The sequence below is a fragment of the Pantoea sp. paga genome, from assembly GCF_007558755.1.
Classification (GTDB): Bacteria; Pseudomonadota; Gammaproteobacteria; order Enterobacterales; family Enterobacteriaceae; genus Pantoea; species Pantoea agglomerans.
Genome location: NZ_VLTF01000001.1, coordinates 899,880 through 920,863 on the forward strand (window position 1 = coordinate 899,880; position 20,984 = coordinate 920,863).

19 protein-coding genes and 1 other annotated feature are annotated in these 20,984 nt (G+C 52.8%); of the genes, 11 read left to right on the top strand and 8 right to left on the bottom strand.

What is annotated here, in order from left to right; genetic code table 11:
- Positions 1 to 345: 345 nt before the first annotated feature.
- Entirely contained in the window at positions 346 to 1,773 is a 1,428-nt protein-coding gene (gene sbcB, locus FOV68_RS04245) for an exodeoxyribonuclease I (protein ID WP_143990374.1), read from the top strand.
- A gap of 58 nt (positions 1,774 to 1,831) precedes the next feature.
- Here the strand turns inward: sbcB and FOV68_RS04250 are convergent, their stop codons facing one another.
- The 5 genes from FOV68_RS04250 to ltnD all read right to left on the bottom strand — a co-directional run bounded on the left by FOV68_RS04250 (position 1,832) and on the right by ltnD (position 6,906).
- Complete coding sequence (locus FOV68_RS04250) at positions 1,832 to 3,190, bottom strand: GntP family transporter (protein ID WP_143990375.1); 1,359 nt, start codon at positions 3,188 to 3,190, stop codon at positions 1,832 to 1,834.
- Between the two features lie 126 nt (positions 3,191 to 3,316).
- Positions 3,317 to 4,102: an HPr family phosphocarrier protein gene (locus FOV68_RS04255; protein WP_143990376.1), complete on the bottom strand. Its 786-nt coding sequence runs from the start codon at positions 4,100 to 4,102 to the stop codon at positions 3,317 to 3,319.
- Positions 4,102 to 4,746, bottom strand: coding sequence for an aldolase (locus FOV68_RS04260; protein ID WP_022625000.1), 645 nt, complete (start codon positions 4,744 to 4,746; stop codon positions 4,102 to 4,104). The genes FOV68_RS04255 and FOV68_RS04260 overlap by 1 nt, the downstream gene beginning before the upstream one ends.
- Positions 4,739 to 6,001, bottom strand: a complete 1,263-nt coding sequence (otnK, locus tag FOV68_RS04265) for a 3-oxo-tetronate kinase (protein WP_143990377.1) — start codon at positions 5,999 to 6,001, stop codon at positions 4,739 to 4,741. The genes FOV68_RS04260 and otnK overlap by 8 nt, the downstream gene beginning before the upstream one ends.
- Positions 6,001 to 6,906, bottom strand: a complete 906-nt coding sequence (gene ltnD, locus FOV68_RS04270; RefSeq protein WP_143990378.1) for an L-threonate dehydrogenase — start codon at positions 6,904 to 6,906, stop codon at positions 6,001 to 6,003. The genes otnK and ltnD overlap by 1 nt, the downstream gene beginning before the upstream one ends.
- Positions 6,907 to 7,173: 267 nt before the next feature.
- Between ltnD and ygbI the strand changes: the two genes are divergently transcribed.
- Positions 7,174 to 7,935, top strand: a complete 762-nt coding sequence (gene ygbI / locus FOV68_RS04275) for a DNA-binding transcriptional repressor YgbI (RefSeq protein ID WP_064703694.1) — start codon at positions 7,174 to 7,176, stop codon at positions 7,933 to 7,935.
- 48 nt (positions 7,936 to 7,983) lie between these two features.
- Here the strand turns inward: ygbI and FOV68_RS04280 are convergent, their stop codons facing one another.
- Together FOV68_RS04280 and FOV68_RS04285 are read right to left on the bottom strand one after the other, a co-directional pair.
- Entirely contained in the window at positions 7,984 to 9,342 is a 1,359-nt protein-coding gene (locus FOV68_RS04280; protein ID WP_031591323.1) for an APC family permease, read from the bottom strand.
- 403 nt (positions 9,343 to 9,745) lie between these two features.
- The gene (locus FOV68_RS04285; protein ID WP_182686735.1) at positions 9,746 to 11,164 is read right to left on the bottom strand and encodes a glutamine synthetase family protein; all 1,419 of its coding nucleotides are present in this window, start codon (positions 11,162 to 11,164) and stop codon (positions 9,746 to 9,748) included.
- A 201-nt stretch (positions 11,165 to 11,365) separates the two neighbouring features.
- Here FOV68_RS04285 and puuD point away from each other — a divergent pair, with 201 nt between their 5' ends.
- The 7 genes from puuD (at position 11,366) to FOV68_RS04320 (ending at position 18,529) form a co-directional block, all read left to right on the top strand.
- Positions 11,366 to 12,133, top strand: coding sequence for a gamma-glutamyl-gamma-aminobutyrate hydrolase (gene puuD, locus FOV68_RS04290; protein WP_143990379.1), 768 nt, complete (start codon positions 11,366 to 11,368; stop codon positions 12,131 to 12,133).
- Positions 12,126 to 12,683, top strand: a complete 558-nt coding sequence (gene puuR, locus FOV68_RS04295) for an HTH-type transcriptional regulator PuuR (protein ID WP_010670955.1) — start codon at positions 12,126 to 12,128, stop codon at positions 12,681 to 12,683. Before puuD ends, puuR begins: the two co-directional genes overlap by 8 nt.
- An 18-nt stretch (positions 12,684 to 12,701) precedes the next feature.
- Complete coding sequence (locus FOV68_RS04300; RefSeq protein ID WP_010670956.1) at positions 12,702 to 13,979, top strand: FAD-binding oxidoreductase; 1,278 nt, start codon at positions 12,702 to 12,704, stop codon at positions 13,977 to 13,979.
- A 421-nt stretch (positions 13,980 to 14,400) separates the two neighbouring features.
- Positions 14,401 to 14,760 (top strand): GtrA family protein, encoded by a 360-nt coding sequence (locus FOV68_RS04305; RefSeq protein ID WP_143990380.1) that lies wholly within the window; start codon positions 14,401 to 14,403, stop codon positions 14,758 to 14,760.
- Positions 14,757 to 15,680 carry a glycosyltransferase family 2 protein gene (locus tag FOV68_RS04310; RefSeq protein WP_143990381.1) on the top strand — a complete coding sequence of 308 codons (924 nt, stop codon included), beginning with the start codon at positions 14,757 to 14,759 and terminating at the stop codon, positions 15,678 to 15,680. The genes FOV68_RS04305 and FOV68_RS04310 overlap by 4 nt, the downstream gene beginning before the upstream one ends.
- Before the next feature lie 42 nt (positions 15,681 to 15,722).
- A complete protein-coding gene (locus tag FOV68_RS04315; RefSeq protein ID WP_143990382.1) occupies positions 15,723 to 16,973 on the top strand; it encodes a glucosyl transferase in 1,251 nt (416 codons plus the stop codon).
- Positions 16,974 to 17,035: 62 nt separating this feature from the next.
- The gene (locus FOV68_RS04320; protein ID WP_143990383.1) at positions 17,036 to 18,529 is read left to right on the top strand and encodes a glucosyltransferase domain-containing protein; all 1,494 of its coding nucleotides are present in this window, start codon (positions 17,036 to 17,038) and stop codon (positions 18,527 to 18,529) included.
- A gap of 355 nt (positions 18,530 to 18,884) precedes the next feature.
- On the opposite strand, the gene FOV68_RS04325 is transcribed toward FOV68_RS04320, so the two are convergent.
- On the bottom strand, positions 18,885 to 19,712 hold the full coding sequence (locus FOV68_RS04325; protein ID WP_031591327.1) for an SDR family oxidoreductase: 828 nt from the start codon (positions 19,710 to 19,712) through the stop codon (positions 18,885 to 18,887).
- A gap of 179 nt (positions 19,713 to 19,891) precedes the next feature.
- Between FOV68_RS04325 and hisL the strand changes: the two genes are divergently transcribed.
- Positions 19,892 to 19,939, top strand: coding sequence for a his operon leader peptide (gene hisL, locus FOV68_RS04330; RefSeq protein ID WP_100396937.1), 48 nt, complete (start codon positions 19,892 to 19,894; stop codon positions 19,937 to 19,939).
- Positions 19,915 to 20,035: a sequence feature (His leader region), on the top strand. (Overlaps the previous gene by 25 nt.)
- A 48-nt stretch (positions 20,036 to 20,083) precedes the next feature.
- Positions 20,084 to 20,983, top strand: a complete 900-nt coding sequence (gene hisG, locus FOV68_RS04335) for an ATP phosphoribosyltransferase (RefSeq protein ID WP_004571317.1) — start codon at positions 20,084 to 20,086, stop codon at positions 20,981 to 20,983.
- Position 20,984 lies beyond the last annotated feature (1 nt).

Genomic DNA, 20,984 nt, shown 5'->3' on the forward strand with positions numbered 1-20,984 from the left:
GCTATATCCCTGCTCTGCTCTTCCGGTTTTTCTGGGTGGCTTGATAGCTCGAATGTCAGTGCCTGCTTCTGTTGCTATTGCACTCTGGTTGTATAGCGCACTCCTCCACCTGCCCAAACCCTGAACTTCAGACGTACCGGAATATGGTTTACCATACAGGGATGGCGTCAGCCGTTGCCCGGAGCCGCTATAATGGCTCTGCACGGCTGAACCCGCAGTCAGCGCGCATCAGACATAACGATCAGAGCTAAATTCTGCCTGCGCACAGGGATACAGAGCGAACAGAAAGCCGTTTTACCGCTTTCTGTTCATTAAGTCAGTGAACGCAATGAACGGATATGAAATTTGAATAACGACCGCGTACAGCCCACTTTCCTCTTCCACGATTACGAGACCTTCGGCACCAGCCCGTCTCGTGACCGGCCAGCCCAGTTTGCCGGCCTGCGCACCGACAGTGAGTTTAATCCGGTCGGCGAACCCGAAGTGTTCTACTGCCGTCCGCCGGATGACTATCTGCCACAGCCCGAAGCGGTGATGATCACCGGCATCACCCCGCAGATAGCGATGAGTCGCGGCGTGAGTGAAGCAGAGTTCGCTGAACGCATCCATGCGCTGTTCACCACGGAGCAAACCTGTGTGGTGGGCTACAACAACGTGCGTTTCGATGATGAAGTGACGCGCAATATCTTCTATCGCAACTTTTACGATCCCTATGGCTGGGCCTGGCAAAACGGTAACTCACGCTGGGACCTGCTCGACGTGATGCGAGCCTGCTACGCGTTACGGCCCGAAGGGATCACCTGGCCGGAGAATGAAGAAGGTTTTCCCAGCTTCCGGCTGGAGCATCTGACCAAAGCAAACGGCGTGTCCCATGAAAATGCGCACGATGCCATGTCGGATGTTTACGCTACGCTGGCGATGGCGAAACTGGTGAAAGAGAAGCAGCCAAAACTGTTTGAGTTTTTGTTTACCCATCGTAACAAAAACAAGCTGATGAACCTGATTGATATCCCGCAGATGAAACCGCTGGTTCATGTCTCCGGCATGTTCGGTGCGGCGCGCGGTAACACCAGCTGGATCGTACCGCTGGCCTGGCATCCCGATAACCGTAATGCGCTGATTGTGGTGGATCTGGCGGGCGACATGTCACCGCTAATGCAACTGGATGCCGACACACTCCGTGAGCGTCTTTACACGCCGAAAAACGATCTCGGCGATCTGCCTGCGGTGCCGGTCAAACTGGTGCATATTAATAAGTGTCCGGTGCTGGCACCTGCCAGTACGCTGCGGCCGGAAGATGCAGCCCGGCTGAATATTGATCGTCAGCACTGCCTGGCGAATCTGGCGCTGCTGCGTCAGCAGCCCGACGTGCGGGAAAAACTGGTCACGCTATTTGCCGAAGCGGAGCCGTTTACACCGTCAGATGATGTGGACACGCAACTCTACGATGGCTTCTTCAGTGATGCCGACCGGGCGGGGATGAATATTATTCGCCAGACCGCGCCCGCGAATCTGCCTGCGCTGGACCTGAGCTTTGAGAGTGCGCGGGTAGCGAAACTGCTGTTCCGCTACCGGGCGCGTAACTTTCCCGGCACGCTGGATGATGCCGAGCAGCAACGCTGGTTGCAGCATCGTCGCGACGTGCTGAATGCCGATCGGGTGCAGGCATTTATGCAGGAACTGGAAGGTCTGGCGAATCTGCACGAAGCAGATGCAGAAAAGCTTGCGCAGCTTAAAGCGCTTTATCTGTATGCCCAGGAGCTGGTCTCTTAGTCGGCTGCCTGCTAAGGCCGGGTACCGCAACTGAACGCGGTCCCGGCACGTTACCGCGTTACATCATCACCCATACCAGCCAGGTCAGCGCAAAACCAAACAGTCCCATCAACGTGGTCAGTATTGTCCAGCTGCGTAACCCATCAGCGACTGACAAACCAAGATAACGGGTTACGACCCAGAAGCCGGAATCATTAACGTGTGACAAGCCCAGCGCACCAAAACAGGCTGACAGGGCGACCAGAACCAGTTGCATCTCACCAAGCCCAGTCACGGCACTACTCAGCAATCCACAGGTTGTGACAATTGCCACCGTTGCCGACCCCTGTGAAGCACGCAGCGCCAGTGAAAGAATAAACGCAGCGGGGATCAACGGCAGATGAATCGTCTGCAATGAACTGGCCAGCGCTTTGCCTACCCCCGATTCCACCAGCACTTTACCGAATGCTCCCCCGGCTCCTGAGACTAAAATCACCCCGGCAGCAGTGGATATCGCATTGTTTGACAGCGTTTCCAGCTTCTCTGTGGTCCAGCCACGACGCAGCCCCAGCAGCCACCCCGCAAGCGCCAGGGTAATCAGTAACGCCACCGCCGGTGATGCAACCAGCGTCAGGATTTTCAGCGGCAGGCTGCCAGGCGTAAGATGCGGCGGCAGCAACGTGCCCAGCATGATGAGCAGAATGGGCAACACGATTAAGCCTGAAATCAGCAATGCGCCCGGTGCATCGTGGTTACGGGTGGATTGCCCCTTAGCGTTCGGCTCCGTCAGCTGTAGCTGCTCCAGTACCTGAACAGAAAGATGATATTTTCGAAGATTAAGCGCTTTGGCGACGAAATAACCGGCGATTCCGGTCGGTATTGACAGGGCAATGCCGGTCATCATTAACCAGCCAGGATCGACATTCAGCAGACCGGCGGCGGCGGCGGGTCCCGGATGAGTGGGCACCGTAACATGCACCATCAGCATCATGCCCGCCATGGGCAGACCAAACTTCAGCGGCGATACGCGCATCACTTTGGTAAAGCCATAGATCAGCGGCACCACGATAATAAACCCGACGTCAAAAAACACCGGCAATCCCAGAATAAAGGCCACGGTGGTTAACGCCGCGACCATGCGCTGCGGTCCGCATAGCTGCGCGAAGCGGTTTGCCAGTCGATCGGCCCCGCCGGATGTTTCAATAATCGCGCCAAGTATCGCACCCAGCACAATGATGGCGGCAATACTGCCGAGCAGGCTGCCCATCCCGCCAAGGATCACTTTCATGATGTTTTCGGCCGGGATACCGGTGGTGATGGCGACAAACAGGCTGGCAACCAGCAGCGCAATAAACGGATGGACTTTGGCTTTGATTACCAGCAGCAACAGCAGAATCACGCTGACCAGCGCGATGGATAACAGCAGCGTAGTGGACATCGGCAGACCTCTGATTAATTATAATTTTCAGTAAGTTATATTTTATTTTTTGAACACTGGTGTGATTAAGCTGCAGCAGAACTCACACCGTTTGTCTGACAATCGGTGTGAGTGGCGTACAGGTGATTAGCGGCGCGTACGCCAGGGAGCAAACCAGCCAAGGCCTTCGGTAGTGTTGCCGCGCGGGATATATTCGCAGCCGACCCAGCCGGAATAGCCGACTTCATCCAGCAGTGAGTAGAGATACGGGTAGTTGATTTCACCCTCATCCGGTTCATGACGATCCGGTGCCGACGCAATCTGCACGTGGCGATAGCGTCCGGCATAGTGACGAATCAGATGGCTGAGGTTGCCATCCACCCGTTGCGCATGGAACAGGTCGAGCTGAGTAAAGACATTGGGTCGATCAATCAGTTCGACCATCTCCAGCGTCTGGTACTGGCTGGCGTAGAGATAGTTGGGTTTGGTGGTGGGATTAAGCGCCTCAATCAGCAGGATGATGCCATGCGGCGCAAAGCGCTCTGATGCATAACGCATATTGCTGATAAAGGTCTCAACATAGTGCTGACGGTCAGCGTCGGGCGGCACCGTCGCCGCCATGATGTGAACCTGAGGGCACTCCAGCGCCAGCGCATAGCTCAGGGCGCGATCGATATCCGCCTTTGCTTCCGCTTCCCGTCCGGGGATGGCCGAAACGCCCCACTCACCCGCTGCGACGTTGCCGGGTGCGGTATTGAACAGCACCAGTTGCAGCTGGTTATCATCGAGCCACTGCTTGATCTGCGTGGCGGGATAGTCATAAGGAAACAGAAATTCGACGGCGGTGAAACCGGCTTCCGCCGCTGCAGCGAAGCGTTCAGCAAACGGCAATTCAGTAAATTGCGTCGAAAGGTTAGCAGCAAACTTCGGCATTATCGGCTCCTTAATTCTGCCACTTCGGCATCATTGAGATAACGGATCGGGCGGTCGCCTAAGGTAAAGATCAGCCGGGCGGTCTCCTCCAGCTCTTCAGTGTTGTCTGCCGCTTCCTGCAACGATTTCCCCACCACCACCGGGCCATGATTCGCCAGCAGAAAGGCACGGTAACGTGGAGCCAGCGCCGCCAGATCCTCGGCCAGTCGCCCATCACCCGGCTTGTAGTAAGGCACGACCGGCACATCACCGACACGCATCACCACATAGGGAGTAAACGGACGAATGCAGTTGTCCGTGTCCAGCCCCTGTAAGCAGGAGAGCGCCGTCAGGTAGTGGCTATGCAGATGCACCACCGCCCTGCAGTCGGGATTATTCAGATAGAGCGCGCGGTGAAACGCAATCTCTTTGGAGGGTTTATCACCGGAGAGCCATTCGCCGTCAGGCGTGACTTTTGCCAGCCGGTCACCCTGTAATTCACCCAGGCATGAACCGGTGGGTGTCGCCAGCAGATTGCCATCCTCCAGCAACATTGAGAGGTTGCCCGCCGAGCCGGTGGCATAGCCGCGCTGAAAAAACGATGCGCCAAGACGCACCATCTCGTCACGCGCCTGCTGTTCCGTTAAAGAGAAAGATTCAGACATCAGTAAACTCCGTTTGCGCGCGGCGGAAGAAATCTTCATCGCCAAAATTGCCCGATTTCAGTGCCAGAGAGAGCGGCTGATGAATGTCGCGCACCCAGGGCACGCCGGGCGAAATCGTCGGACCGATGTGAAAGGCCGTCACACCCAGGCTCTGCGCGACCACGCCGGAGGTTTCGCCACCCGCCACGATAAAGCGCTGCCATCCGCGCCGTTTCAGCTCGCGGGTGACGGCAGCAAACAGTTGCTCAACGGCTTCGCTGCTGCGCTGAGCGCCATAATGCTGTTGAATCGCCTGCAAGTGTTGCGCGTCAGCGGTGGCAAAAAGCAGGGGTGCCAGTGCCTGATCGCTGTTCGCTTCCACCCAGTCGCATAACTGCCGGGCATAAGCCCCGGCATCTTCCAGACAGCGTTCAGTCTCAACTTCGCAGGCCGGTGCCAGCTGGCGGTACGCGGCGACCTGACGATTGGTCATCTGTGAACAGGAACCGGAAAGCACCACGGCGCGATCGCCCTGCGGACGGCCTGACTGCTCCGCTTTTGCATCACTTTCAGCCGTCGCCCACTGCCGTGCCAGACCGATGGCCAGCCCGGAACCACCGGTGACCAGCCGCAGATCGCTCAGTGCTTCGCCCAGCGTCAACAGATGTTCCTGATGCAGGACGTCCGTTACGACGTAGTTGATCCCCTGCGCCGCCAGCTGACCCAGCGCCTGCCGTACTGACTCAGCGCCCTGATCGACCTGTGCCGCAGCGATCAGACCGGCTTTGCCCCTCGCCTGTGATGTCATCAGCCGCAGCAGGTTACTGTCGTGCATCGGGGTGACCGGATGATGCCGCATACCAGACTCTGACAGCAGCTGATCGCCGACAAACAGGTAGCCCTGATAAACAGTGCGGCCATTCACCGGCAGCGCCGGACAGATCACCGTCTGCGTTTCACCCAGCGCCTGCAGCAGGGCGTCGGTTACCGGACCGATATTGCCCTGCGCGGTGCTGTCGAAGGTGGAACAATATTTGAAGTAGAAGCGCTCACAGCCCTGCTTCTGCAGCCATGCCAGCGCAGCCAGCGACTGAGCAACCGCCTGGTCTGCCGGACAGGAGCGGCTCTTCAGGCTGACCACAATCGCCTGCGCCTCTGTGATTTCCTCGCTGTCAGGAATGCCGTTGAACTGAATGGTGGTCAGCCCGTTCTGCACCAGAAAACTGGCGATGTCAGTCGCACCGGTAAAATCGTCCGCTATCACGCCAAGCCGCATCAGATTTTCTCCTCAGCCTGCGGCAGCGTGATGCCGCTGAAGATTTTAATCACTGCACTGTCATCTTCCCGGCCGTAACCGGCGTTGCTGGCTTCGGTGAACATATTGAGGGCGGTTGAGGCCAGCGGCAGCGGGAAGTGCAGGGATTTCGCGGTATCGGCCACCAGGTTGAGATCTTTCACAAAGATATCAACCGCCGATTTCGGGCTGTAGTCGCCATCCACCACATGCCGCATGCGGTTTTCGAACATCCATGAATTGCCTGCGGCATTGGTGACCACTTCATACATGGTTTCCAGCGGGATGCCGGCACGTGCCGCCAGCGCCATCGCTTCTGCCCCGACCGCGATATGAACACCTGCCAGCAGCTGATGGATAATTTTGACGGTTGACCCGAGGCCGATCTCACTGCCCACGCGATATACTTTGGCTGCGACGGCATCCAGTACAGATTGCAGTTGTGCAAAGGCCGCGTCGCTGCCGGACGCCATCACCGTCATCTCACCGCTGGCCGCCTTAGCGGCACCGCCGGAGACCGGTGCATCCAGCATCAGCAGCTGATATTGCGCCAGCTGTTGTTCAATCTGCTGCGCATCCCGGGCGGACAATGTGGATGAGACCATGACCACGGTGCCAGGACGCAGTTTTGCGGCCAGGCCCTCTTCACCGAACAGAATGGCGTTAACCTGCTGCGCATTTACCACCAGCAGCAAAACGGCATTAAGCTGCTCTGCAAAGGCGGATGCTGAAGGCTGCGCATCACGCGCGCCGGCCTGACGTAAGTTCTCAAGTGCGGCGGGATTCAAATCGACACCCCAGGTATTGAGACCGGCACGCAGACAGGATTTCGCAGCACCCATGCCCATGGAACCTAACCCGATAACGCAGATATTTTCAGCTGGCACGATACGCCTCCACTGTTAATTTAAGTGATTATTTGTTTGTTACTGTTAATCCTGCCAGCTTCCTGCCGGCAAAAATGTGTTGCCGATCACAAAAAAATGTTCCCGATGTGAAGCCGAACAATTTTTAACATTGCCACATTCACAGCGCTGGCCCTGCTGCAGTGCGGTTACCGCCGCTGATGCCAAAATTACCGCTGTTATTATCTGTTCTGGTTAACCGTCAGATACTTTATAATGTGAAAAAATGATAATTATCAGGGAGCCGATATGATTCCGGTTGAACGTCATCAACAGATCCTTGCGCTGGTGGCCGATCGTGGCGTGGTGAGCATTGCAGAACTCACTGAACGGCTGGGTGTGTCACACATGACCATACGCCGTGATGTGCAGAAACTGGAGGAGCAAGGGGCCGTGCTGTCAGTCTCCGGCGGCGTGCGCTCAGCCGACCGGCTGGCGGCTGAGCCGTCACATCTGACGAAAAGCACCCTCTACAACGAGGAGAAGCGCGCCATTGGCCGCACCGCCGCCCGACAGATCCCCCGTAACAGCTGCATCTACCTGGATGCCGGAACCACGACGTTAGCGCTGGCAAGAGAAGTGGTGGATCGTGATGATTTACTGGTGGTAACCAATGATTTTATGGTGGCGAATCTGCTGATGGAGGCCAGTCAGTGCCGGGTTATTCACACGGGCGGCACCGTATGCCGCGAGAACCGCTCCTGTGTCGGCGAGTCGGCGGCACGCAGCCTGCGTCATCTGGCCATTGATATTGCCTTTATTTCCGCCTCCTGCTGGGGGCCGCGTGGCTTGTTTACGCCGGATGAAGATAAAGTGATGGTGAAGCAGGCGGTGAGTGAGGTGAGCAGTAAGCGGGTATTGCTGAGTGACAGTTCGAAGTACAACAGGATTGCGACGTTTCTGGCTTTACCGCTGGAGAGCTTTGATCGGGTGGTGACAGATACGCATCTGAGTGAGTCAGCGCGGGAGTTGTTAAGTGCGGGGAGCTGTGAACTGGTGCTGGCTGGTTAAGCTGTCGCCGCCTTCCCTGAGGCGGGGAAGGCGGCAACGTGAGCGTGATTAAACTTCTTCGCTGAACTGCGGCACCGGATTACGGAAGCTGCGGGTTACGAACGCCAGGTAGATAATCCCGATGGCGGCCCAGATCAGGCCCAGCTCCATAGAACTCTCTTCCAGGTTCACCCACAGCGCACCCACCGTCAGCGCGCCAAGCAGCGGCAGCAGCAGATACTGAACGTGATCTTTCAGCGTGCGGTTACGCTTCTCACGGATCCAGAACTGCGCAATCACCGACAGGTTAACGAAGGTAAACGCCACCAGCGCACCAAAGTTAATCAGCGCGGTTGCGGTCACCAGGTCGAAGTTAATCGCCATCAGCGCAATCGCACCCACCAGCAGCACGTTGAGCGACGGGGTACGCCATTTCGGATGGATGTAACCGAAGAAACGCTCCGGGAACACGCCATCACGGCCCATCACATACATCAGACGCGATACGCCAGCGTGCGCCGCCATACCGGATGCCAGCACCGTGACCACCGAGAAGATCAGGATGCCGACCTGCAACGCTTTACCGGCCACGAACAGCATGATTTCAGGCTGCGATGAGTCCGGGTGCTGGAAGCGTGTGATGTCCGGGAAGTAGAGCTGCAGGAAGTAAGATGCCGCGATAAAGATCACCCCACCAATCAGCGCGGTCAGGAAAATAGCGCGCGGAATGGTGCGTTCTGCATCTTTGGTCTCTTCCGACAGCGAACTGATGCCATCAAAGCCGAGGAACGAGAAGCAGAGTATCGTCGCACCGGTAATCATCGGCACCACATGCGCATTCTCAGACCAGAATGGACGGCTGCTCACCAGCGTGCCGGAACCCACGCCGCTTGCCACACCGTAGATTACCATCGCGGTAATCCCGACCATGACAACCACCTGCAGCACCACAATCACACTGTTGAAGTTGGCGACGGTTTTGATGCCCTTGAGGTTAGAGAGCGTCATAAATCCGACCAGCAACACCACAAAAATCCACGACGGAATGCCCGGCACCAGCGATTCGAAATAGTTTTTAGCGAGCAGGATGTTGATCATCGGCATGAACAGGTAGTCCAGCAGTGATGACCAGCCGACCATAAAGCCGACGTGCGGACTGATCGCCTTCTGAGCGTAGGTATAAGCGGAGCCCGCAGAGGGGAAGCGGCGTACCAGCTTACCGTAACTCACGGCAGTGAACAGAATCGCAATCAGCGCGAAAGCATAAGCGGTGGCGACGTGACCTTCGGTCAGCCCGGAAACGATGCCAAAGGTATCGAACAGGGTCATAGGCTGCATGTAGGCTAAGCCCATCATGACGACCGGAAGTAACGTAAGTGTTTTTTTGAGTTGCGCACGCTGCGGTGCGGCGGAGGTATTAAGCGACATGCTTCAGTCCCCCATGTGCGACAACCTGGCTGGGCTGGGTCACAGGGCAACTGCGCATTAAGCGACAGGGAGTAAGGTTAGCGGTTAACGCGGCGCCGTAGTCATCACGAAAACGCGTACCAGCGTTGGCTGGCAGAGTGTAAAACATCCCCATCTTTTAATCCTCAATCTCACGCTTATGCGTGTTTTCAGTGTTTATCTATCCGGGTGCGTGCCCGGCCTCGGTTAAGTCAGCAAAAACGCTCTAGTAAAACTGGATGCAAAAAAATAACCGGCGCGGTAAGCGTCGGTTATCATCTGATTTTGCAGGCCGCGTATTCTGCCCTAACCCATGGCAGGAATACAAGCCATCGGGGCATCTTATGCAAAAAAAAGCCCGTCAGATAACAGGTAAAAAAACCTGTCAGGCATTTTTCAACATCCAGTCGATCTCGGTAGACGTAATCAGCCGTTCAAACTGCATCAGTTCATGATGCTTACAGCTGTGCCAGACAGTGGCAAAGCGTTCGCCCAGTAACTTCTGCAGCGGATAGCTGTTGTCAAACTCATACAGCGCATCGCTCTGGCGGATCGGCAGTGCCAGACCCTCGGCATGGTGACCGTTGCCGGTAACCGGATGCGGCAACGGCAACTGGGTATCCAGCCCATGCAGCATCCCGGCAAGGATCGCCGACACCACCAGGTAGGGATTAGCATCCGCACCCGCAACCCGGTACTCAATACGGTGATTGTCGATATCCCCGCACGGCACCCGCAGCGCAACGGTCCGGTTGTTATGGCCCCACGATGCCTGCAACGGCACATAGGCGTCCGGAACAAAACGGCGATAGGCATTCACATTGGGTGCCAGCAGCGCCATTGAGGCGGGCATCAGATCGATCATCCCCGCCAGCGCCCGTTTCATCAGCGGCGAATCACTGCCGTCATCGCAGGCGAAGGCGTTGTGATCGGCGGCATCCAGCATGCTGATATGCACATGCATGCCGCTGCCCGCGTACTCCTCATAGGGCTTCGCCATAAACGTGGCGGTCATACCGTGATTTTCTGCCACCTGACGAATCAGGCGTTTCAGCTGCACCGCATGGTCGCAGGCCCGCAGCACGTCGCGGGTATGATGCAGGTTAATTTCAAACTGTCCGGGCGAGGCTTCCGCCAGCGCGCCATCGGCCGGGATGCCCTGCTGACGCGCAAGATCGTCGATGTCACGCAGCACATCGGCGAAGTGATCGAGGTTATCTACCGAGTAGACCTGGCTCTGCATATTGCGTTCATCACTGCCGGGCGAACACGGCGGCTGGATAAAGCCTTCCGCATCGCGCTTTTTGTCCACCAGATAGAACTCCAGCTCTACCGCTACCACCGGAAACAGACCTCGGTTACGCAGCTGTTGCCACAGCCGGTTAAGGACATTTCGGGGTTCAACGTCAAAGGGAGTGCCATCTTGGTTGCACATGGTTAACAGCAGTTGCGCAATGTGCTGAGGGTCAGACGCGGAGGGAACTAAAGTACCGGTGACGGGCAGACAGAGATTATCGGGTTCGCCCAGTGACTGGCCGAGCCCCGCTTCTTCTACTGTGTTGCCGAGGATATCCATGGCAAACACCGAGGCGGGGAAATAACACCCTTTTTCCAGCTTAGGCAGCGCAGAGACCGGAATACGCTTGCCGCGGAACACACCATTTAAATCATTTAACAGGATGTCGACATACTGCGTGTCAGGATGGCGCTCCAGCCAGGTTTTCACCTCAAGCTGGAACGCGCTGGTTCGTTTCTCTTCACTGTGAAGCGTGAAGTCTTCCACTTCTACCAGGTTAGTCATGATCTCACCCGCCCCTATTAGGTTTGCGTAATGCTCAAAATAACAGCCACACCACTAACATAGCGCCAACATAAAAAGTGTGCAAATGTAACAAATCTGTTTGAAGAACAAACAGCAGATTGCTAGATTGAAAAAATATTGCACACTTAACCGCCAGACGTGCCCTTTCGGTAGATATTTCGAACAGCGATGCGAGGACGTGAAATGGGCATTATTTTTGACAAGCCGTTGATTGGCGTAGTGATGTGTCAGAAGGATCTGGGCGGCCATCCGAGCCAGACGGTTCACAATAAGTATACCGATGCGGTTGTCCTCGCGGATGGCGTACCGCTGGCCCTGCCCCACAGTCTGATGAATGCGCCTCATCTATTAGAAAACGCTATGGCTGTTCTGGATGGCCTGCTGCTGACCGGCAGCCCCAGCAATATCGAACCCTGGCATTATGGCGAGGCGGGCGAAGAGTTGCATGCCGATCCGGGCCGTGATCATCTCGCCTTTCAACTGATCACCTGGGCCACCAGCCATAAGATGCCGATGTTCGGGATTTGCCGTGGGCTGCAGGAGCTGGTGGTGGCGAATGGTGGCGCACTGTGGCAGGAGCTCAGCGGGCAACCGCCGTTTCAGCGTCACCATGAAGATGACACGCTGCCGCTGGAGCAGCAGTATGCGCCGACGCATCCGATCTCAATCGACCCCGACGGCCTGCTGGCGACGCTGCTGGACAGCAACAGCCCGCTGGCGGTCAATTCACTGCATCATCAGGGGGTACGCGAACCGGGCCCGCAGCTGCGCGTTGAAGCGCGCGCGCCGGATGGCCTGATTGAGGCGGTGAGTCTGCGCCATCATCCCTTCGCCCTGGCGGTGCAGTGGCATCCCGAGTGGCAGCCGGAACACACGGCGGGATCGCAGGCGCTCTTCAGTGGCTTTATTCAGGCCGCCATTCGTTATCACAAGGAAAAAGAAAATGAGTGATGCCACGCTGGCGCCGGGACGACGGCTGGCGCAGATCCGGCAGACACTGGGGCTGTCGCAACGCCGTGTCGCCGAACTGGCCGGACTGACCCACAGCGCCATCAGCACCATTGAGCAGGATAAGGTCAGCCCGGCGGTCAGCACCCTGCAGAAGCTGCTGAAAGTCTATGGGCTCTCGCTGTCAGAGTTCTTCTCGGAACCTAAACCGGACGCGGAACCGAAGGTCATTGTCCGCGCCAGCGACCTGCTGGAGATTGGCAGTCAGGGGGTTTCGCTGAAGCTTATCGACAATGGCCGTGCACAGCGCACGCTGGGCATGCTGCTGGAAACTTATCAACCTGGCGCCAGCACCGGCGAGAAGCTGCGTCATCCCGGCGAAGAGACCGGCACGCTGCTGGAAGGAGAAATTACGCTGGTCATCAACGGAGAGCACTATCATCTCTCCGCCGGAGAGAGCTACGTCATTGATACTGGCTTACCACACAGTTTCACCAACCGTGCTGAAATCCCCTGCCGCATTGTCAGTGCCCATACGCCAGCCAACTTTTAGGCGCTTCAGGAGGTTGTTATGAATTACGTGGAGAGTTATTACGCAGCGACCGCCAATCCGCATGCGCCCTGGCCGACATTACAGGAGAGCATTCAGTGTGACGTCTGCATTATTGGCGGCGGTTTCACCGGTCTTTCGGCGGCGCTGCATCTGACCGAGGTAGGCTATGACGTGGTCGTGCTGGAAGCGGCGCGGGTCGGCTTTGGTGCCAGCGGACGTAACGGTGGTCAGGTGGTGAACTCCTACAGCCGCGACGTGGATGTGATTGAGCAGCGCTACGGTAAAGAGAGCGCCCGCATGCTGGGCAGCATGATGTTTGAAGGCGCTGAGATTATCCGCGATCGCATTAAGCGGTACGCGATCGACTGCGATTACCGGCCTGGCGGCGTTTTTGCGGCCCTGAACGCACGCCAGATGGCGCATCTGCGAAAACAGAAAGCATTATGGCAGCAGTATGGGAATCATGATCTGGAACTGCTGGATGAGCGAGCCATCCGACGTGAAGTCGCCACCGAACGCTACGTTGGCGGGCTGCTGGATCGGCGCGGCGGCCATCTGCATCCGCTGAACCTGGCGCTGGGTGAAGCGGAGGCGATCCGTCGACATGGCGGACGCATCTATGAACAGTCCGCGGCGACCAGTGTGGTTTATGGCACACCAAATCGGGTGAAAACCGCCCAGGGCGAGGTCAGCGCGACCTTTGTGATCTTCGCCGGGAATGCCTATCTGGCCCCGCAGCTGGAACCGCGACTGAGCAGGAAAAGCATGCCGTGCGGATCGCAGATTGTAGCAACCGAGCCGCTGTCACCCGACCAGGCGTTGTCGCTGATGCCGAACAACTACTGTGTGGAAGATTGTAACTATCTGCTGGATTACTTCCGTCTGACTGCGGACAACCGGCTGCTCTATGGCGGCGGCGTGGTTTATGGCGCACGGGAACCGGCCGATATTGAAGCGTTGATCCGGCCCAAGCTGCGCCGCACGTTCCCCCAGTTGCAGAACGTTAAACTGGACTTCAGCTGGAGCGGCAATTTCCTGCTGACGCTGTCGCGCATGCCGCAGTTTGGCCGGCTGGAGAAGAATGTCTATTTTATGCAGGGTGACAGCGGTCATGGCGTAACCAGTACGCATCTTTCCGGCAAGCTGATCAGCGAAGTGTTACGCGGCGATGCCGAGCGTTTTGATGCCTTCGCCCGTCTGCCTCACCTGCCGTTTCCCGGTGGGCGGCGGTTTAAGGTGCCGCTGACGGCGATGGGCGCAGTGTGGTATGCGTTGAGGGATCGGTTAGGGGTATGACCATATTTGTTGATATCGCTTTACACACGGCTTAAACATGTTGCCTTGTTACTGATACCCTGCGATCACCTAAATACTTGAATAATAAGGATATTAGTGAAGAATGTTAGATTGCTACAATGAATTATATACGCTTTGCGCCAAGTTTCAGATCCCACTAAGCCTGCCTGAGTGGCTTCGCGGTAATTTTTTTCTCCCCAATGCTCAAGAGTAATTATACGCGATAACAGACGTTTTTCTTTTGCGTTGTAAGCCGATGATGTATTGCTTTACTGAAAAGTTTGGTTTTCATACGAACAAATCCTGTCGCAGTTCCACATAGCTGTTATCTGAATGAACTGACATAACAGCTCTAACAATTTCTTGATCCTATCGCTGGCAAGTGTCAGGATCTGCACCTCACTTTTTACAGAACTTTGCCATGCTGAAACTTTTCGCAAGATACATGTCAATTGGTGTGATCAACACGCTAATCCATTGGGTTACGTTCGCGATCTGTGTAGAACAGGGGTTGCAGCAGTCACTATCTAACTTTATCGCATTCTGTGTTGCCGTCACCTTCTCTTTCTTTGCAAATGCAAAGTGGACTTTCGGTTCTGAAGCCACAACCATCCGATACATTATGTACGTGTTTTTTATGGGCATGGTGGCCGTCATGATTGGCTCGTATGCTGACCGAATGAAGATAAACCCAGTAATCACTCTCATCGCCTTCTCAGCGATAAGCCTTGTGTGCGGTTTTGTCTACTCGAAATATATTATTTTCAGAGATAAGAAATGAAGATATCACTTGTTGTTCCCGTTCTGAATGAGCAGGAAGCACTTCCTGTCTTCTATCAGACCGTAAGAAGTTACCAGCCATTTGCACAAGATGAAATTGAGATTGTTTTCATTAATGATGGCAGCAGTGACAACACAGAATCTCTGATTCTGGAGATCATGAAAAATGATTCACTAATAAAATATATTTGCTTTACGCGAAATTTTGGTAAAGAGCCCGCTCTTTTCGCAGGCCTGGAGGCGTCAACCGGGGACGTTATTATTCCTATAGATGTTGATCTTCAGGATCCCATCGAAGTTATACCGATCCTTATCTCGAAGTGGAAAGAAGGGGCAGATGTTGTGCTGGCTAAGCGTGTTGACCGTTCATCAGATAGCCACCTGAAGCGAAAAAGCGCTGGATTGTTCTACAAGCTTCACAATATGATCAGCAAACCTAAGATTGAAGAAAATGTTGGTGATTTCAGACTAATGTCTCGACATATAGTTGAAAGCATTAAGCTCCTCCCAGAGCGAAATCTCTTTATGAAAGGTATTCTTTCGTGGGTGGGCGGAAGAACTGCAGTCGTGGAATACACTCGCGCTGAACGAGTCGCTGGTTCGACAAAATTTAATGGATGGAAACTCTGGAACCTGGCTCTGGAAGGTATTACCTCGTTCTCTACGTTTCCATTGCGTATGTGGACTTACATAGGATTCTTTGTTGCCGGACTATCTTTCTTTTACGGGGTATGGATGATTGCAGATAAGCTGATTTGGGGAAATCCCGTGGCTGGCTATCCGTCAATATTGGTTTCGATTCTCTTCCTGGGCGGCATTCAGCTAATTGGAATTGGAGTACTGGGTGAGTACATCGGTAGAATTTATATCGAGACCAAACAAAGACCCAGGTATATCATCAAAAATGATAAAGAATTTTAATAAAATAATTTTATAGGCTTTTTAAATACTCAGGTGGAGTTCATGGAATTAGAAACCATAAAAAAGAAGAAGTATACCTTTGGCACTATACTGTTCTTAATTATTGTTTTCCTTATAATAATGAGAAGGCCAGATATTATCACAAACGCGCAACCTTGGGCTGAAGATGGCAGATTTTGGTTACAGGATGCATATAATAACGGTATATTTAGCACAATCTTCATGCCTGAGAATGGTTATTTCCAGACTATATCTCGCTTAACATATAGTATCGCCTTAGTTTTTGGACTGAACAAGGCCGCTCTTGTCGCAAACTTAATTGGCATTTTGATCAGAGCTAGCTTTATTTGTTACATTATATCTGGTCGCATGTCTTTCGCTCCATTCGCGTGCCGAGTTACAGTGGCAGCTTACGTTCTTTTGATGCCAAATATCGCAGAAGGTTATCCGAACATAACTAACATGCACTGGTATCTTTCAATGTATCTCCTGTGTGTAATTATGTCTGACAAGCCTGACTCGACAGCAGAAAAGGCCCATGATTTTATTATACTAATAATTAGCGGACTTAGTGGTCCGTTTATAATTTTTCTTGCTCCATGTCTGTTAATGAAGAGAGTCATTGAGCATGGCGGGATCATTGGTGCCATTAGAAAGATAAACTCATTTGACATCATTTTTACTGTGTGTTTTTGCATTCAGTTATATACCATATTGACTTCATCTGGTGCTACCAGGTCAGCTGCACCACTAGGTGCAAGTATTCAGCTATTTTCAGACATTACTTTTTATAGGATAATTCGCGGTGCGTTGGTAGACAATACGTGGAAACCTGGCATTAATGGAAACCAAGCATCTATTGTTCTTAATGCTATAATCATAGTATCCATATTGTATTATGCTTTGAAGTCTGGATGGCGTTATAAGTCGATACTTCTCTTCCCATCTTTAATGCTCGGATTTGCGCTTGCTAAGCCGATGATGAGTATGACAGATCCGCAGTGGCCGCTATTTCTTTCACCCCTTGGTGGTGAGCGATATTTCTTTGTTACGAATATAGCATTCTTCTGCTTTATCACATTTATTGCGAGTAAAACTAAGCGTCCTTTCGTCGCACTTATTTGCCTGAATATATTTATGGTACCTATGTACATCAGACATTTTCACATCTACCCTTACTTTGAGGTTGGATATAAAAAACAAATAGAAGCGTTCGATAAGGCTGCATCAGGAACGGAGGCGGACATAAGTATTAACCCGCCCGGATGGAAAATGCACCTCATTAAGAAGTAATAAAACATGCCCTTCCAGGGCATTTTTATAATAAATTTTAGAATCATTTGGAGAATTTCCGCATGGAAATCAGAAAAAACTTAAGCAGTACATTTTTGATTTCATTTATAACATCACTATTAGTCTTATTGATTGTTTACGGTTTTGAGCTCACACATTTCAGTCTATCTATTGATGAAGAGTTTACTAATAACATTGCACACACCATCAGCATGGGGCGGTGGGGTCATGCATTACTCAAATTGACAATTTTCCCTGAGCCATTCATTCCATTTTATACTGAGGTGCTGTCTCTGGTTATACTTGCTTTATCATGCTCTTTTATATCACACACTTTGGGCCTAGACCCGCAGAAATGTATATTCTTCTCGATTCTTTACTCTTCTCTGCCTCAATTTGCATATCAGCTAGAATTCTCTAACCAATCTGATACCTTAGCCACAGCGGTGCTCTTATCATCTTATTCAACTTATCTCATGTTGAAAGAAAAAGGAGTGCTGTTAAATTTTATAACGCCTATTGTTGCATTAACATTTTCAATTTCAATATATCAATCCATAATTTTCCTTCCTGTATCAATAATCACTTCATACATATGCTATGCCGTTGTCATTAAAAAAATAAAATTAAACTTCAAAGGTGTAATATTTAAACCAGTCTTAATAATGGCAATTTCGACGGCAGCATACTCCTTATTAACAAAAATTATTCAGTGGTATATTGGTAAAAGCTCAGAATCATATTTTCTCAATATGATAGGTTGGATTCATCAACCCGCAAACGAAACTATAAAGTCTGTATTAACATTTACAGCTGAATATTTTTCTTTTAACGCCCCCTATGGACTGAGTATCTATGCGATATCTTTACTGATACTGCTTGTTGCTTTTTCCAGCCAAATTAAAAGTCGCCTGCTGTTCCTGATTTCAGCAACGGCTATGGTACTATCGCCATTTCTGATGAATGCGGTAATCGGCGGATTCCTGCCTCCCAGAGCTATGAATTGCTTAGCTATATCTTTCGCAGCATCAGGCGTTATCGTATTCTCCCTCTACCCTGAAAAAAAGATTTTATGGGCTGTTCCTGTAATCGTTTTAATTTATGGAACGGCTTCATCCAGCAAACTCTTTTACACCGATTATCTGTCTTACAACCAGGATTATAATATCTCTTCATTTATTGCTAACGATATATACAGATATGTAGATACGCCTCCAGACAGACCTGTTAGGGTTTATTTTTATGGCGCACTGAACATTGACTCAGTCGACAAACCCTTAAATCATGACATGTTCGGGAGTTCCTTCCTTAACTGGGATGCTGGCAACTCCGCACGAATTTCAGCTTTTATGAATGCTACTGCGATAGCAAAAATAATTCCTGCTTCGTTTGATGAAGTGAAGTCAGAAATAAAAAAAATTGATTCAGCGCCTCTATGGCCGAATAAAGAATCTGTATTTAAAGTTAACAACGTTGTTGTAGTTAAATTGGGGCAATCACCAGGTAACTGTATTAATGGCGTGTCTAAAAGCACTGACCCCACCAGATGCCTATAAAATATAAAGCCCCTAACGGGGCTTTCCATAAACAGGTTTATACCGTTTCTAACTCTGTCACCAATACACAAAACGATGTATCTATAATAGCTCTTACTGGTAAAAAATCCCTTTCAGATGGAAAAACCACCTTACTGCCATCGGTGTCCGCGTCAATTATTAGTGAACTGCCATTTCCAGGCACTGCAAGTGCAGACAGGATATTTATCAAATATTAGATTTATTGTTGAGATGTCTGGTTATAAAATGTCATGACATGTTGTGGCGGGATTTTTTATCATCCCGACCAATACAATAATGAAGGTAATACCCATGTGCTTAAGGTAATCACCTCAACACCTTCATGAGGCGCCCTTTACTCCAGCGGCATCTTAACCGGATCATCATAGCGGTACTCAAAACCGAGCTCGCTGCAGATGCGGGAACCATCAATCAGCTTGCCGCTATTCTTTTCCGCCTCGGGAGCGAACTGCGGCGGCTGCAGCCCAAGCTGGTGCGTGACCGCAGGATAGAAGGTGTCACGCGTCGGATGTTTCGAGGCACACAGATTATAGACCCGGCCCCCTTTAGGCGACTGCAGTAGCAGCGTAATTGCCTCAACCACATCATCCAGATGCACCAGATTGACGCCCTGCGAGCCATTGGCCACATCCTGCTTACCGGCGAGGAAGCGTCCCGGATGGCGCTTTGGCCCGACCAGACCGGCCAGCCGCACAATATCCACGCTGGTGCCCGGCAGATCGTGCAGCCAGTTCTCCAGTTTAACCAGCGTCTTTCCGGCCACCGTTTCTGCGTCCAGCGGGCTGTTTTCCCGCTTAGCGCCGGCGCTGCTGCCATAAACTGACGTTGAGCTGGTAAAGATAATGCGCGGTACCTTATAAACCAGCGCGGTATCGACCACATTCTGCACCGCCTGCAGATAGGCTTCTCCCCCTTCTGCTGTGCGGCTGGCAGGCAGTGTCACGATCAGCGCATCTACATTGAATAACGGCTCAATATCGGCGGCCTCACAGAGCAGTTCCGGCGTCAGTTCCAGCTGGAACGCCTCAATGCCGCAGCGGCGCGCCGCTTCAACGCCGTCTGGCGTGGTTTTGCTGCCGGTGACCTGCCAGCCTCGCGCCGTTAACGCCGTGGCCAGCGGCATGCCTAACCAGCCCAGTCCCACAATCGCAACCTTCTTCATTTTGACTCCTGACGTGAAACATCACCCCTGACTTCACCGTAGTTTGCCCCCGGATTGCAAACCAGAACAACCTGTTTCAGCGCTTTCCGAACCGCCCGTTTAAAAAAGTGTTGCCAAGCGCAGCCATCTTCGCTAGGTTAAACCCCACAAATGAATACTCATTCATCGACGAGATTATTATGACACGCGTTCAGTTCAACCATCATCACCACCATCATCCTGACTAGTCTTTCAGGCGATTGGTGCTGGAAGACTTTCAAGATCTTCCAGTGGTGTGAACGCAAGAGAACCCCCGGAAGATCGTCTTCCGGGGGTTTTTTTATGGGCTGACGTAACCACACATTCAGGACCGAATTAAGAGGACAGGAACCATGTTAGATAACACCCGTTTACGCATAGCTATGCAGAAATCTGGCCGTTTAAGTGATGATTCACGCGAACTGCTGGCGCGCTGCGGCGTTAAAATCAACCTTCAGCAACAGCGCCTGATTGCGTTTGCGGAGAACATGCCGATCGACATCCTGCGCGTGCGCGATGACGATATTCCTGGCCTGGTGATGGATGGTGTGGTCGATTTAGGCATCATCGGCGAGAACGTGCTGGAAGAGGAGCTGCTGTCGCGCCGTGCCCAGGGTGAAGATCCGCGCTACTTTACGCTGCGCCGCCTCGATTTCGGCGGTTGCCGTCTGTCACTGGCGATGGCGACAGATGCCGAGTACACCGGCCCGGAATGCCTGGATAAATCCCGTATCGCCACCTCCTATCCGCACCTGTTAAAACAATACCTCGACAAAAAAGGCGTCAGCTTTAAAACCTGTTTACTGAACGGTTCCGTAGAAGTGGCGACCCGCGCCGGTCTGGCTGACGCCATCTGCGATCTGGTCTCTACCGGTGCTACGCTGGAAGCCAATGGCCTGCGCGAAGTTGAAGTAATCTATCGTTCAAAAGCGGTGCTGATCCAGCGTGACGGCGAGATGCCTGCCGCGAAGCAGGAGCTGATCGACAAGATGATGACCCGTATTCAGGGTGTGATTAAAGCGCGTGAATCGAAGTACATCATGCTGCACGCGCCAAGTGAGCGCCTGGAAGAAGTGATCAGCCTGCTGCCTGGCGCAGAGCGCCCGACCGTGCTGCCGCTGGCAGGCGATGTCAGCCGCGTGGCGATGCACATGGTCAGCAGCGAAACCCTGTTCTGGGAAACCATGGAAAAACTGAAAGCGCTGGGTGCCAGTTCGATTCTGGTGCTGCCTATTGAGAAGATGATGGAGTAAG